At 60.1% G+C, this 14,708-nt stretch carries 9 protein-coding genes; 4 read left to right on the forward strand and 5 right to left on the reverse strand.

What is annotated here, in order from left to right; genetic code table 11:
* Window positions 1-456, forward strand: a complete 456-nt coding sequence (locus tag AC1DF8_RS19265; protein WP_112544131.1) for an NfeD family protein — start codon at window positions 1-3, stop codon at window positions 454-456.
* On the opposite strand, the gene AC1DF8_RS19270 is transcribed toward AC1DF8_RS19265, so the two are convergent.
* Window positions 457-1,452 carry a KpsF/GutQ family sugar-phosphate isomerase gene (locus tag AC1DF8_RS19270; RefSeq protein WP_478154467.1) on the reverse strand — a complete coding sequence of 332 codons (996 nt, stop codon included), beginning with the start codon at window positions 1,450-1,452 and terminating at the stop codon, window positions 457-459.
* A 143-nt stretch (window positions 1,453-1,595) separates the two neighbouring features.
* Here AC1DF8_RS19270 and AC1DF8_RS19275 point away from each other — a divergent pair, with 143 nt between their 5' ends.
* Window positions 1,596-3,140, forward strand: a complete 1,545-nt coding sequence (locus AC1DF8_RS19275; protein ID WP_478154468.1) for an outer membrane beta-barrel protein — start codon at window positions 1,596-1,598, stop codon at window positions 3,138-3,140.
* 6 nt (window positions 3,141-3,146) lie between these two features.
* Here AC1DF8_RS19275 and galU read toward each other — a convergent pair whose 3' ends face one another.
* Window positions 3,147-4,034, reverse strand: a complete 888-nt coding sequence (gene galU, locus AC1DF8_RS19280; RefSeq protein ID WP_112544136.1) for a UTP--glucose-1-phosphate uridylyltransferase GalU — start codon at window positions 4,032-4,034, stop codon at window positions 3,147-3,149.
* A gap of 204 nt (window positions 4,035-4,238) precedes the next feature.
* Here galU and AC1DF8_RS19285 point away from each other — a divergent pair, with 204 nt between their 5' ends.
* Together AC1DF8_RS19285 and AC1DF8_RS19290 are read left to right on the forward strand one after the other, a co-directional pair.
* Window positions 4,239-5,462 carry a lytic murein transglycosylase gene (locus AC1DF8_RS19285; protein WP_478154469.1) on the forward strand — a complete coding sequence of 408 codons (1,224 nt, stop codon included), beginning with the start codon at window positions 4,239-4,241 and terminating at the stop codon, window positions 5,460-5,462.
* A gap of 189 nt (window positions 5,463-5,651) precedes the next feature.
* Window positions 5,652-6,863, forward strand: coding sequence for a DUF459 domain-containing protein (locus tag AC1DF8_RS19290; RefSeq protein ID WP_183890129.1), 1,212 nt, complete (start codon window positions 5,652-5,654; stop codon window positions 6,861-6,863).
* 39 nt (window positions 6,864-6,902) lie between these two features.
* Here the strand turns inward: AC1DF8_RS19290 and AC1DF8_RS19295 are convergent, their stop codons facing one another.
* The 3 genes from AC1DF8_RS19295 to gltB form a co-directional block, all read right to left on the reverse strand.
* Window positions 6,903-7,541: a hypothetical protein gene (locus tag AC1DF8_RS19295; RefSeq protein WP_478154470.1), complete on the reverse strand. Its 639-nt coding sequence runs from the start codon at window positions 7,539-7,541 to the stop codon at window positions 6,903-6,905.
* Window positions 7,542-7,796: 255 nt separating this feature from the next.
* Entirely contained in the window at window positions 7,797-9,251 is a 1,455-nt protein-coding gene (locus AC1DF8_RS19300) for a glutamate synthase subunit beta (RefSeq protein WP_112544481.1), read from the reverse strand.
* A gap of 225 nt (window positions 9,252-9,476) precedes the next feature.
* Window positions 9,477-14,201, reverse strand: a complete 4,725-nt coding sequence (gene gltB, locus AC1DF8_RS19305) for a glutamate synthase large subunit (protein WP_478154471.1) — start codon at window positions 14,199-14,201, stop codon at window positions 9,477-9,479.
* Window positions 14,202-14,708 lie beyond the last annotated feature (507 nt).

Here is a 14,708-nt window from a genome sequence, read left to right on the forward strand (position 1 = left end):
ATGTTGGCGAAGATCGTCGGCGAACTTGGACCGTGGAGCTGGTGGGTGGCAGGTCTCGTGCTGCTCGCCGCCGAAATGGTCGTGCCCGGCTTCTTCCTCGTCTGGATCGGGCTTGCGGCACTTGCCGTCGGCGTTCTGTCGCTTCTCTTCTGGGATGCCGCCTTCTGGGTCTGGGAACTTCAGGCGATCCTCTTCGCCATCCTGGCGGTCGCTGCAACATTTATTGGAAGGCGGCTGACTTTGCGTAACGACAGGACGGACGAGCCGTTCCTCAATCAGCGCGGCGCGAGCCTTGTTGGTCGTACCGCGACACTACACGAACCGATCCGCGAAGGCCGCGGCCGCATTCGTCTCGACGACACGATGTGGCAGGTCATGGGGCCGAATCTTCCGGCCGGAACACAGGTCAGGGTCGTTTCCAGCAGCGGCCGCGACCTGACGGTGGAACCGACCTGATCAGGCGACTCCGATCCRCAAGAGATCGTGGAAATGAACGAGCCCGATCGGCCGTTGATCGTCGTCGACAACGATAAGCGCACCGATCTTATATTGTTCGAGCAGCGCCAGGGCCGCAGTTGCCAGGATCGTCGGCCTCACAGTCTTCGGTGCCTGCGTCATGATGTCGTCGACTATCAGCTCTGCGAGATTGCGGTTGAGATTGCGGGACATGTCACCATCCGTGACGATACCGCAAAGCCGGCCCTCCGCATCCAGAACGCCGACACAGCCGAAATGCTTGTGCGACAGCACCCTGATTGCGTCAGGCACGGACGTACCCTTGGAGACGAGCGGCAGGCGGTCACCGGTATGCATGACGTCGACGACATGCATCAGGCTGGCACCCAGCTTGCCGCCGGGATGGAAGACATGGAAGTCCGTAGCAGTAAAGCCGCGCGCGTCCAGAAGCGCGATCGCGAGGGCATCGCCGAGCGCGAGCTGCATCATTGTCGACGTGGTCGGCGCCAGCCCGTTGGGGCAGGCCTCTTCCTCATTGGGAATTACGAGAGCAATATCCGCAGCAGTCGCCAGCGAGGACCGCGGGCTGCAGGTCATGGCGATCAGCGGAATGGAAAAACGGCGCGTGTAGGAAATGATGCTTTTCAGCTCCGCGCTCTCGCCGCCCTTCGAGATTGCGAGCACGACGTCGTCGCCGGCAATCATGCCCAGGTCGCCGTGATTGGCTTCCGCCGCATGCACGAAAAAGGCTGGCGTACCCGTTGAAGCGAAGGTGGCAGCAATCTTCGTGCCGATATGGCCGCTCTTGCCGACGCCGGTCACGATCACGCGGCCGGTATTCTCGCCAATCACCTCGACCGCTCGGGTAAAGGGTCCGGCCAGCCCATCATCGAAAGCACGCTCGAGTGCTTCCAGGGCGCGCCTTTCAATGCTGACGGTGCGCTTGCCCGACTCCAGAACGCTGTTTTCGACGAGTTTTACCGCTCTTCTGATCATGGCAATGCGTTAGACCTTTTCACTTTACCTGTCCACCCGACAATCTTTCCCATGTATGAACACGCAGCCTGCGCGGCAACGAATGATTAACCACAAGGCTTTACGCTTGGGTAAGACTTCGAAGCATTTCAGGCGCGGATTGAATGGGCCAGGGAAAACAGACGAGCAGTGTGACGCCGCTCCGCGCCATGAGCCGTGCCGTCTCCATCACGGCTATCGGCTTGCTGCTCGTGCCCTCAGCTTTCGCGCAGCAGATCACGTCGCAGCAACAATCGGCAGGCACGGCAAATTCCCGCACCACGGCCACGTCAGCCACGCAGCGCAGCGGCGCGGGCAACGCGGCGCCGGACGGCGGTGGCGCGGGCGATGATACGACCACCCCTGCCAACACCTCGGCGCAGGCACAGGACGCAGACAGCGCAATAGCATCCGCTCGACCACCGCTGCCCGACGACGACATCACCGGTTCGATCCTGGACGAGGATATGCGCAGGCTGAACACCCGCGAGCCCCGCCTCGACGAGACACAGGCACGCAAGGTATCTGAGAGCGTCTCGACCGAGCAGACGCCGGGGATCCCGCTCGGCAGCTTTGTACTACGCCCGAGCGTCACGCAAACGATCAACACCGAAACCACGAAGGATGGCGGCACGAAAAAAAGCCGCGGTTTTCTCGAAACCGACATGGGCGCGACGCTGACCTCCGACTGGAGCCGGCATCAGCTGACCGTGACCTCCGAAGGAGCCTGGCAGCAGAACATCAGCGGTGAGGGTGAAGAACAGCCATCCTTCAAGATCGATGGCGACCTGCGGTTGGATCTGACGCGCGACACCGTCGGCCATATCACCGGCGGCTATAATTTCTACCGCGAAGACACGGATGATCCGGATGCGATCACCAACGCCGATCAGCAATCCGATGTACAGGAGTTTACCGGCGGCGCGTCCATCGAGCACGACTTCGGCATCTTGCGCGGAACCGCCGCTCTCGCACTCTCCCGCGCGATCTATTCGGACGCCGAGCTTTCGAACGGTACGACAGTTTCGATGAGCGACCGCAACGAGACTACGGGGACCGTGCGCGGCCGCATCGGCTATGAACTGTCACCCGCCCTCATTCCGTTTATCGAAGCGTCTATCGGCAAGACGAATTACGATGAACGCACCGATTCATCGGGTTACCGGCGTTCGGGAGACAGCTACGGCGGCAAGGGCGGCGTGCAGGTCGATATGGGCGAAAAACTCAAGGGCGAGGTCGCAGTCGGTTATGCGACGGCGGACTTCGACGACAGCCGCCTGAAATCGATCGACACGGCAACACTCGATGCAAGCCTGCTCTGGTCGCCGATCCGCGGAACGAATGTCAATCTCGATCTGCAGACCAGCATCCAGCCGTCGACGGCGGCGGGCGAAAGCGGCTATGTCTCGCATCAGCTGACGACAACGGTCGATCATCAGCTGCGCGACAATCTGGTAACGACGGTTATCGGCGGGGTGACGCTGCGCGACTATCCAAGCGGCAGCACGATAAGCGACGAGACGGTTTACACCGCCTCGACTGGTCTTATCTGGAATATTAACCGATACCTCGATTTCACCAGCACGCTTGGCTACGAGCTGACGACCCGTAAGGAAGGCGACGACTCGCAGCAATGGCGAGCCGGCGTCGGTCTCAAATTGAAGCGCTGAACAGCCTTACTTCAGGCGGGCGAGCAGGTTCTTGAAACCGTCTTCGACGGTCGGGCGGATATCCGCGCGCTCAAGAGCAAAAGCAACGTTGGCGAGGATGAAACCGTCCTTTGCGCCGCAATCGTATGTCTCGCCCTTGAAGTGGTAGCCGGCGAAATCCTGTTCCTTCAGCAGTTTCAGCATGCCGTCGGTGAGCTGGATTTCGTTGCCGGCGCCGCGCTCCTGGGTCTCCAGGATCTTGAAAATTTCCGGCTGCAGGATGTAACGGCCGTTGATGAAGAAGTTGGACGGAGCCGTACCCTTGGCCGGCTTCTCGACCATGCCGGTGATGCGGAAACCTTCGCCGACGGATTCGCCAACGCCGACGATACCGTATTTGTGTGCCTGGTCGGGAGCGCATTCCTCGACGGCGATGATGTTGCCGCCGCTATGCTCATAGAGATCGATCATGCCCTTCATACAGCCTTTTTGATCCTTCATGATCATGTCGGGCAGAAGCAGGGCGAAAGGTTCGTCGCCGATGATCTCGCGGGCGCACCAGACGGCGTGGCCGAGGCCGAGCGGCTCCTGCTGACGGGTAAAGCTCACCGTGCCTGCCTTGGGAAGCTGCTGCTGCAGGAGGGTGATTTCCGCCTTCTTGGCGCGCTCCTTGAGCGTCTGCTCAAGTTCGAAATGAATATCGAAGTAATCTTCGATGACATGTTTGTTACGACCAGTAACAAAAACCAGATGTTCAATGCCCGCTTCAAGTGCTTCGTCGACGACATACTGAATGATTGGCTTGTCGACGACAGTCAACATTTCCTTCGGAACCGCTTTTGTGGCTGGAAGGAATCGCGTTCCCAGGCCTGCAACCGGAAATACTGCCTTACGAACTTTCTTATTCAGAGCCACACCGACCTCCTGTTTTGACTATACCGCTTTTAATTCAACGCTATATCGATTTGAACTAGTATAGAATTGCTACCGTTTTGCAAATGGTGACTGGACCGGCCGCCCATGGTAAAGAATTTGTTGACTCCGTTCCTGTAATTTCAGTGTAGGACGGGCATGACGTACCGCCCAGGCTAAAACTGAAGATGACGGATACGACTGCCGATGACCCAAAAATATATAAACTCCCTTCGTGGTCTTGCTCTCGCCCTCGTTGTCGCCACAGCGACCGGACTGGCCCCCAATAACGCAAAAGCAGATGCCCGGTTCCAGAAGTGGATCGCGGACTTCTACCAAACTGCCGCGCAGAGTGGCATCAGTAAGGCAACCTATCAGAAAGCCTTTTCGGGGGTAAGCGAGCCTGACCCGACGGTACTGGAAAAGGCGACCTATCAGCCTGAATTCACATCCAAAATCTGGGATTACGTCGATTCCCGCGTCAATCCCTATACTGTGGAAATCGGCCGCAAGATGGCCGCCAAGTATGCCAAGACGCTGGATCAGATCCAGCGCCAATTCGGTGTCGACAAATCGATTCTGCTCGCCATCTGGTCGATGGAATCAAATTACGGCGCAGTTCTCGCTAAGGATGAGCGCCTTCACTATGTGCCGCGCGCATTGGCAACACTTGCCTATGCCGACCCCAAGCGTGCCAAATTTGCCAAGAAGCAGTTGATCGCTGCGCTGAAGATCCTGCAGAACGGCGACGTGCCCGCCAAGCAAATGACCGGGTCGTGGGCCGGCGCCATGGGCCACACCCAGTTCATACCGACAAGCTATCTTCTCTACGCCGTCGATGCCGATGGCAACGGTCATCGCGACATCTGGAATTCGGTGCCCGATGCGCTGGCGACTTCGGCCAACCTTCTCATGAAGAACGGCTGGGATACCGGCAGGACCTGGGGCTACGAGGTTGCGGTGCCGGCATCCGCCGCCCAGCAGACCGGCAAGACGCGTACACTCGCCCAATGGGCGGCCCTCGGCCTGAAGCGTCCGAATGGCAAGCCTTTCAAGGACGGCGATACCCGCGCCATGCTGAAGATGCCGGCGGGTGCTGACGGTCCGGGCTTCCTGATGACGGCGAACTTCTTCACCATCAAGAACTATAATGCCTCCGATAGCTACGCTCTTGCCGTCGRCCTTCTCGCAGACCAGATCGCCGGCTTTGGCGGCATCCAGCAGCGATGGCCGCGTCCCCAAGGTGCGCTGGACATCACCGAGAAGTTCGAATTGCAAACGCGCCTGAAGACGCTTGGCTATTATAGCGGCGATGTCGACGGCAATTTCGGATCCGGCTCCAAGGCAGCCATCGCCGCCGTTCAGGAGCGCATCGGCATGCAGCCGGATGGTGAGCCATCGCTCTCGCTTCTCGATGCACTGCGCCGTTAAAGCGCCGCACGCTAAGACATGTGAAGGGCGCCTTAACTCCTTGAATTTACGCATCGTGCCTTCCGGGAATCGATAATGATTTTCGAGCCGATGCTGTAGAAGCGGGGAAAGCCTGACCTAAATAATACGGGTAGAGTGGACGGAAAGCTGCTGCCTATGCAAAATGCCCGGCAGATGCGGAACTGCCCGATGACAAGAAAAATTAACCGGACCCGATGGATTCGTGGGCTTGCGCTCGCCGCAGCCGCGTTGTCCCTTTGCCTGGGTTCGATGCTGCCGGCCCATTACGCCGAAGCGCAGGAGCTTCGTTATCAGCGCCGCTCCATCCTCGATTTCTTTCTAGGCCGCCGTTACATCGACGAGAATCCACAGCCCGAAATGCGTGACCAGCCGCGGCGGCAACAGCAGCCCCGCAGGCGCCCGCCTGCGCAGAAGGCCGTGACACCAATGCGCACGGCGCCGGTCGCGCCCAGCCAACCCGTGGTCCAAAAGCTCGACAACGCCCAGAAAATTCTGGTCGTTGGCGACTTTCTGGCCGGCGGGCTGGGTGACGGCCTCACCGCCGCTTTCGAAACCTCGCCCGGTGTCGTGGTAGAAGCCCGCAGCAACGTCTCCTCTGGCCTCGTTCGCGACGACTACTACAATTGGCCCGGCGAATTGCCGAAAATGATCGACGAGCTGAAACCGGCTATGGTCGTCGTCATGATCGGCGCCAACGATCGCCAGCAGATGGTGACGGATGCCGGCAAGGAAAAGTTCCGCACCGATGGCTGGTTCAGCGAATATCAGCGCCGCGTGCTAGCCTTCGGCAAGGAGGTAACGAGCCGCAAGATTCCGCTGCTCTGGGTCGGACTTCCCGCCTTCGAATCCGATTCGATGACCGCTGACGCCGTGCAGATGAACCAGCTCTACCGCAATCAACTCGAAAGTATCGGTGGCGAATTCGTCGATATCTGGGACGGCTTCGTGGACGAGAATGGCAAGTTCATCGTCACCGGCTCCGATGTCAACGGCCAACAGGTGCGCTTGCGCACGACCGATGGCATCAACCTGACGCAGGCAGGTCGCCGCAAGCTGGCCTTCTACGTGGAAAAGCCCGCTCGCCGCCTTCTTGGCACTCAGGCGAGCCCCGATCTCGTGCGCCTCGATCCCGGCAACCTGCCGGCGCTGACGCTGCCCAACAATCCGGTTGAACACACGCAGCCGATCAGCCTTTCCGACCCGAACCTCGATGGCGGAGCGGAACTGCTCGGTGCCAGCAAGACACCGCCGGTGACGCTGACGAAATCGCCGCGCGATCTCTTGGTCGAACAGGGGGAAATGGCGCCGGCGCCGGCGGGGCGTATAGACGATTACCGCATGCCGACGCTGAAGACGACGGCGGAAGTCTCCGTGAAATAGGAAAGGGCCGCTTGAGCGGCCCTTATTGACATTCGGGACTTACTTGGCTGCCGCCTGCGGCCAGGTCAGATAGTAGAAGTTCGAGCCGATCTGGCCGAAATAGGCATTGCTGTTGTCGAACTGATCCACGTAGTGATTACCCTGCTTGACGAAGGACGCATCATCGCCGCGCTTCAGATGCGCGTTGAGGAAATCGTTCCAGCCGCTGGCATCGATATCGGTGCCGGGCTTGCTGTCTGTATTCGCTTCATCCGGATTTTCGACGTCCCAGGCAGTGATGGAAACGCCCTGCGTCGGATCGGAGACCGTCAGCGTACCATTTTCAAGAGCGGCGAGCATGTCATGCGCCGTACCATCGGTCCCTTCCTGCTGGGCGGCCTCTTCAAGCTGCTTTTTAAGCATGGCCATGAAGGAAGAACTCGTCACATCGAGATTCTTGCCCGTAGTGTCGGTCGTCTCCTCGGCCTGATCGTTCTGCGTCGAGAGCGTATCGAGCAGGCTTGCCAGCGCATTGTTGGAAAGTAGCGACGACGTGTCCGGATCGAGACCGTAGCTGCTGAGAATGCTGGCAGCGCTGGAGGGTTCGGTGCCACTCTGACTGTCGCTGTCGGAACCGCGCAGGTTCTTCAGGGCATATTGGGCTGAGACCAGCCGCGTACTATCGATTGCGGAAACCATGGTTTTTCCTTTGATCTGGTCCGCAGCAACCTTGTCCCTGCGCCACGGCCAACAGTAAACGCCTCACGACTGAACGGACGGGGGCATATCCGGCCAGTCGTCGCGGGCCGGTTCGGGCCTGCGCACGCAAGAATCCTGCGGTTCGGGAATTGCATGGAGCTTGCCGGAGGCCGCGGCGCGTCAACCGGTCGCACCACGAAAAACTCCGCCGGAATACGGCGGAGTTTTATCGCTCGACGAATTATTCGAAGAGGATCAGCTCGGCAGGACGGTGGAGCCCATCAGTGCCTCGTCGATCGCGCGTGCCGCCTGGCGGCCTTCGCGGATCGCCCAGACCACCAGCGACTGGCCGCGGCGCACGTCACCGGCCGTCCAGAGCTTGTCGACCGAGGTCTTGTAGTCACGATCGTTGGCAACGACGTTGGTCGATCCGCGCTTGTCGACATTGAGCGTCAGCTTGCCGTCGAGTTCCTTCAAAACGCTGTCATTGAACGGACCGCTGAAGCCGATGGCGATAAAGGCAAGATCCGCCTTGATGACAAAATCCGTACCCGGAACCGGGCGACGGCGCTCATCGACTTCGCAGCACTTCACACCGGTCAGCACACCGTCTTCACCGACGAATTCGAGCGTCGCGACCTGGAATTCGCGGATCGCGCCTTCGGCCTGCGAAGAGGAGGTGCGCATCTTCGTGGCCCAGAACGGCCAGACGGCGAGCTTGTCTTCTTTCTCCGGCGGCTGCGGACGAATGTCGAGCTGGGTCACCTTGACAGCCCCCTGACGGAAGGCCGTGCCGACGCAGTCCGACGCCGTGTCACCACCTCCGACGACCACGATATGCTTGGCGCCGGCCAGGATCGGGTCGGACGGCCAGCCGGTGCTGTCGATATTCTCGCGACCGACACGCTTGTTCTGCTGAACGAGATACGGCATCGCATCGTGAACACCGGCGAGATCGGTGCCGGGAATACCGGCTGCGCGCGGCGTCTCGGAGCCGCCGCAGTAAAGCACGGCATCATAATCGGCGAGCAACTGTTCGACCTTGACGTCGACGCCGACATTGACGCCGCAATGGAAGGTGACGCCCTCTCCCTTCATCTGCTCGACGCGGCGATCGATGAAGTTCTTTTCCATCTTGAAGTCCGGAATGCCGTAGCGCAGCAGACCGCCCGGCTTCGTCTCACGCTCGTAGAGATGCACGTCATGACCGGCGCGGCCGAGCTGCTGGGCGGCAGCCATGCCGGCGGGGCCGGAACCGATGATCGCGACCTTCTTGCCGGTATGGATCGTTGCCGGCTGCGGGCGGATGAAGCCGAGCTCGTAAGCCTTGTCGGCAATCGCCTGCTCGACCGTCTTGATGGCAACAGGCGCGTCCTCGAGGTTCAGCGTACAGGCCTCTTCACAGGGAGCGGGGCAGACGCGACCTGTGAATTCCGGGAAGTTGTTGGTCGAATGCAGGTTCTGGATCGCCGCTTCCCAGTTGTTGTTGTAGACGAGGTCGTTCCAGTCCGGAATCTGGTTGTGAACCGGGCAGCCGGTCGGGCCGTGGCAGTAGGGGATGCCACAGTCCATGCAGCGCGCTGCCTGTTTCTGCACTTCCGGGTCCGACATCGGGATCGTGAATTCGCGGAAATGACGGATGCGATCCGACGCCGGCTGATACTTCGCCACCTGCCGGTCGATTTCCAGAAAACCTGTAACCTTACCCATATTTTCGTCCCTTACCCTCATGACCGCCTCGCCCGCGGCCAGTTGTCTGTTCAGCCTCGATCGCGGAGGCAGGTTGTTTGTCTTGACCGTCATCAGAACATATCCCTTGTCGCCATCCACGCGGTTGCGCAAGCTTCGGGCTTGCGGCTGATCGTCGTTGAGTCATTGAGATATTTCGGTCATCCGCCACGCGCGCTTTGGAGCGTGGCGGATTGTTCGGTGCAATTATTCGGCAGCGATGCCCATCCGGCTGCGTTCCATTTCCTCAAGGGCGCGCCGGTACTCGACGGGCATGACCTTGCGGAATTTCGGGCGATAGTCGGCCCAGTGCTCAAGGATTTCCTTGGCGCGGGTGGAGCCCGTATAGTGCAGATGGTTGGAGATCAACTGGTAGAGGCGCTCCTCGTCGTGGCGCGTCATGTCACCAGAGACGTCGACTCGTCCCTTGTGCATGAGGTCGCCTCCGTGATGGTGCAGCTTCTCCAGCATGTCATCCTCTTCCGGAACCGGCTCGAGCTCGACCATGGCCATGTTGCAGCGGCTGGCGAAATCGCCTGTCTCGTCGAGAACATAGGCCACGCCGCCGGACATGCCGGCCGCGAAGTTGCGGCCCGTTGCGCCGAGCACGACGACCACGCCACCCGTCATATACTCGCAGCCGTGGTCGCCCACGCCTTCAACGACGGTGATCGCACCGGAGTTGCGAACTGCGAAACGCTCGCCCGCGACACCACGGAAGTAGCACTCGCCTTCGGTCGCCCCGTAAAGAACGGTATTGCCGACGATGATCGAGTTTTCAGCGACGATCCTCGAATTGTCAGGCGGGCGGATAATGATCTTGCCGCCCGAGAGACCCTTGCCGACATAGTCGTTACCGTCGCCGATCAGGTTGAAGGTGACGCCGCGTGCCAGGAACGCGCCGAAGCTCTGTCCGGCCGTACCCTTCAGGGTGACGTTGATCGTATCTTCCTTCAGGCCGCGATGGTTATAACGCTTGGCGACCTCGCCCGAGAGCATTGCACCCGCTGAGCGGTCGACGTTCTTGATATCGACTTCGAAGGCGACGGGCGTCTTCGATGCCAGTGCCGGCTCGGCGGCCGCAATCATCTTGCGGTCGAGAATGTCGTCGATCGGGTGCTTCTGGCGTGTTGTCCAGTAGGTCTCTTCCTTCGGTGCATCGACCTTGTGGAAGATCTTGGCGAAGTCGAGCCCCTTGGCCTTCCAGTGCGCCAGCATCTCATCCTTCTCGAGCAGTTCCGAAGCGCCGATGATGTCATCGAGCTTGGTGAAGCCGAGGGAGGCGAGAATTTCGCGTACTTCGTTGGCGACGAAGAAGAAGTAGTTGATGACATGCTCGGGCGTGCCTTTGAAGCGCTTGCGCAGGACGGGATCCTGCGTCRCCACGCCGACCGGACAGGTATTGAGATGGCATTTGCGCATCATGATGCAGCCGGCAGCAATCAGCGGAGCCGTCGCAAAGCCGAATTCATCGGCACCGAGCAGCGCGCCGACGACGACGTCGCGGCCGGTCTTCAGACCACCATCGACCTGCAGGGCAACACGCGAGCGCAGCCCGTTCAGCACCAGAGTCTGCTGTGTTTCGGCAAGGCCGATTTCCCAAGGCGAACCGGCATGCTTCAGCGAAGTGAGCGGTGATGCACCTGTACCGCCGTCGAAACCGGCGACCGTGATGTGGTCGGCACGGGCCTTGGCAACACCGGCGGCAACCGTGCCGACGCCGACTTCCGAGACGAGCTTGACCGATACATCCGAGGTCGGATTGACGTTCTTCAGGTCGTAGATCAGCTGCGCCAGATCTTCGATCGAGTAGATGTCATGGTGCGGTGGCGGCGAAATCAGGCCGACGCCCGGCGTCGAGTGACGGGTCTTGGCAACGACCGCATCGACCTTGTGGCCGGGCAACTGGCCGCCTTCACCGGGCTTGGCACCCTGCGCAACCTTGATCTGCAGCACATCGGCATTGACCAGATATTCCGTCGTCACGCCGAAACGGCCGGAGGCGATCTGCTTGATCGCCGAGCGCTCGGGGTTCGACGAACCATTCGGCAGCGGCATGTAACGGTCGCTCTCTTCACCGCCTTCGCCGGTGTTCGACTTGCCGCCGATCCGGTTCATGGCGATTGCCAGCGTCGTATGCGCCTCGCGGCTGATCGAGCCGAAGGACATGGCACCCGTCGAGAAGCGCTTGACGATATCGACCGCGGGCTCAACGCTGTCGAGCGAGACCGGCGTGCGGCCGAGTGCCTCGGCGCTCTTGATCTTGAAGAGGCCGCGGATCGTGTTCATGCGCAGTGCCGAGGTGTTCACCATCTCGGAGAATTCGCGGTAACGATCCTCGGCATTGCCGCGCACCGCATGCTGCAGGGCAGCCACGGCATCCGGCGTCCAGGCATGGCTTTCGCCGCGCATACGGTAGGCATATTCGCCGCCGATATCGAGGTTGCTCGCCAGGATCGGATCGCGGCCGAAGGCAGACTTGTGGCGGATGACCGTCTCGTTGGCGATTTCTTCCAGACCGACGCCTTCGATCGTCGTTGCCGTACCGAAGAAATACTTGTCGACGAATTCCGACTGCAGGCCGATCGCATCGAAGATCTGCCCGCCGCAATAGGACTGATAGGTCGAGATGCCCATCTTGGACATGACCTTCAGGATGCCCTTACCGACAGCCTTGATATAGCGATAGACGACTTCGTTGGCGTCGACTTCCTTCGGGAATTCACCCTTGGCATGCATGTCGAGCAGCGTGTCGAAAGCGAGATAGGGGTTGATCGCTTCCGCACCGTAACCGGCCAGCAGGCAGAAATGATGCACTTCGCGCGGCTCGCCGGTCTCGACGACGAGACCAACCGACGTGCGCAGCCCCTTGCGGATCAGGTGATGGTGCACGGCAGCAGTCGCCAGCAGCGCCGGGATCGCGATACGATCCGGACCGATCTGGCGGTCGGAGAGCACGATGATGTTGTAGCCCCCCTTGACAGCCGCTTCCGCACGCTCGCACAGACGGTCGAGCATTTCCGGCATGCCTTCGGCGCCGCGCTCTACATCATAGGTGAAGTCGAGCGTCTTGGTGTCGAAACGGTCTTCCGTGTGACCGATGGAGCGGATCTTTTCGAGATCGCCATTGGTCAGGATCGGCTGGCGTACTTCCAGTCGCTTGGCATTCGCCATGCCTTCATGGTCGAGAATGTTCGGACGCGGACCGATGAAGGAAACGAGGCTCATGACCAGTTCTTCGCGGATCGGGTCGATCGGCGGGTTCGTCACCTGCGCGAAGTTCTGCTTGAAATAGGTGTAAAGCAGCTTCGACTTCTCGGACATGGCCGAGATCGGCGTATCCGTGCCCATCGAGCCGATCGCTTCCTGACCCGTCGTCGCCATCGGCGACATCAGGATCTTGGTGTCCTCGGTCGTGTAACCGAAGGCCTGCTGGCGATCGAGCAGTGAGACGTCGCGGCGAAGCGCGCGCGGCTCGACCGGCTTCAGGTCTTCGAGAATGAGCTGCGTGCGGTTGAGCCAGCTGCGATAGGGATGCGCGTTGGCAAGCTGCGCCTTCACCTCGTCATCGGAGATGATCCGGCCCTCTTCCATATCGATCAGCAGCATCTTGCCAGGCTGCAGGCGCCACTTCTGGATGATGCTCTCTTCGGGAACCGGCAGCGTGCCGGCTTCCGATGCCAGGATGACGCGGTCGTCATCGGTGACGAGATAGCGTGCCGGACGCAGGCCGTTACGGTCGAGCGTCGCACCGATCTGCTTGCCATCGGTGAAGGCAACGGCAGCCGGTCCGTCCCACGGCTCCATCAGCGCGGCATGATACTCGTAGAATGCCTTGCGTTCGGGCGACATGGACTGATTGCCCGCCCATGCCTCGGGGATCAGCATCATGACGGCGTGCGATAGCGAATAGCCGCCGCGCAGGAGGAATTCGAGCGCGTTGTCGAAACAGGCCGTGTCCGACTGGCCTTCGTAGGAGATCGGCCAGAGCTTGGAAATGTCCTCGCCGAAAAGCGGAGAAGAGACCGAAGCCTGACGCGCCGCCATCCAGTTGACGTTGCCGCGCAGCGTGTTGATTTCGCCGTTATGGGCGACCATGCGATAGGGGTGCGCGAGCTTCCACGACGGGAAGGTGTTGGTCGAGAAGCGTTGATGCACGAGGGCGACCGCGCTTTCGAAACGCGGGTCCGCCAAGTCCTTGTAATAGGCGCCGACCTGATAGGCCAGGAACATGCCCTTGTAGACGACGGTCGTGCTGGACAGCGACACCGGATAGAAGTGGCTCTCCTCACCGTCGAACTCGTCATAGATCCGATTGGAAATGACCTTGCGAAGCGTGAAGAGCCGGCGCTCGAATTCGTCGTTCGTCGCGGCATCCTTGCCGGCGCCGATGAAGACCTGCACGTGATGCGGCTCGGTCGCTGCAATCGCCGGCGCCTTTGACAGAGATGAATTGTCGACCGGCACGTCGCGGAAGCCGATGAGGACCTGACCTTCTTCGGCGGTGACGTCCTTGATCACCTTCTTGAAGTGTTCGATCTGCTTTTCGTCGCGCGGCATGAAGATATGGCCGACGCCATATTCGCCGGCCTTAGGCAGGGTGATGCCCTGCTTGGCCATTTCCTCGCGGAAGAAGCGGTCGGGAATCTGCACCAGAATGCCGGCGCCATCGCCCATCAGCGGATCGGCGCCGACGGCACCGCGATGCGTCAGGTTCTCGAGAATGAAGAGACCGTCCTTGACGATCTGATGCGACTTCTGCCCTTTCATATGCGCAACGAAGCCGACGCCGCAGGCATCGTGCTCATTGCGCGGATCGTAAAGCCCCTGTTTCTTCGGCAGACCGGAGGCGGATTTACGCGTATTGGCCGTTGCGCGCGCGGCTGCTGCTGCGAACTGGTCAATATGCGTGGATGGCGTCATCTTCGTCATCGTCTTTCCTCCTGTCGAAGCCCGCGGGGCTGCGGGCGGCTTTTCGTCGCGCACCGCACCTTTAAGATAGGTCCGGCGCGTGACAGCGCTGTTGCATCATGAAGATCCGGTCGCAGACATCTGCTTTCAGGGAAAGCAAACCGTCGCGTTCCGCGCCTGCCATTCGCTTCCGTGCGCCGCCATATGGAAGGCTCAGCGCTCGAAAGAACTATAGCGTGAAAGCCGGTCTGTTCCAGGGCTTTCGGGCGCCTCTTCGGCCGTGAAGACCAAAATAGGACAGCAACCCTGTCCTAGTTCGTCCGTTCAATGCCAGAAACAATTCCTCTTCGCAAGAGCGCCATCTTAAAAAAACGTCAATTTGCGACGGAAGATTGCCAGATCAACCAAAATGGCGACATAAAATTACCTTCCAACTTATCATTTTGTTTATTGATTGCGCAGTTCAATTTTTGTGATGCATCTAGGTTTCCGCCCTTGATCCTGTCAAGCTTTGGCGTAGTGTCCACT

This window comes from Rhizobium sp. 05N49 (genome assembly GCF_056396805.1).

Coding starts and splice junctions, on each gene's coding strand:
- AC1DF8_RS19290 (WP_183890129.1), top strand. CDS start 5,652: ATGACAAGAAAAATTAACCGGACCCGATGGATTCGTGGGCTTGCGCTC.
- AC1DF8_RS19295 (WP_478154470.1), bottom strand. CDS start 7,541: ATGGTTTCCGCAATCGATAGTACGCGGCTGGTCTCAGCCCAATATGCC.
- AC1DF8_RS19275 (WP_478154468.1), top strand. CDS start 1,596: ATGGGCCAGGGAAAACAGACGAGCAGTGTGACGCCGCTCCGCGCCATG.
- AC1DF8_RS19300 (WP_112544481.1), bottom strand. CDS start 9,251: ATGGGTAAGGTTACAGGTTTTCTGGAAATCGACCGGCAGGTGGCGAAG.
- AC1DF8_RS19265 (WP_112544131.1), top strand. CDS start 1: ATGTTGGCGAAGATCGTCGGCGAACTTGGACCGTGGAGCTGGTGGGTG.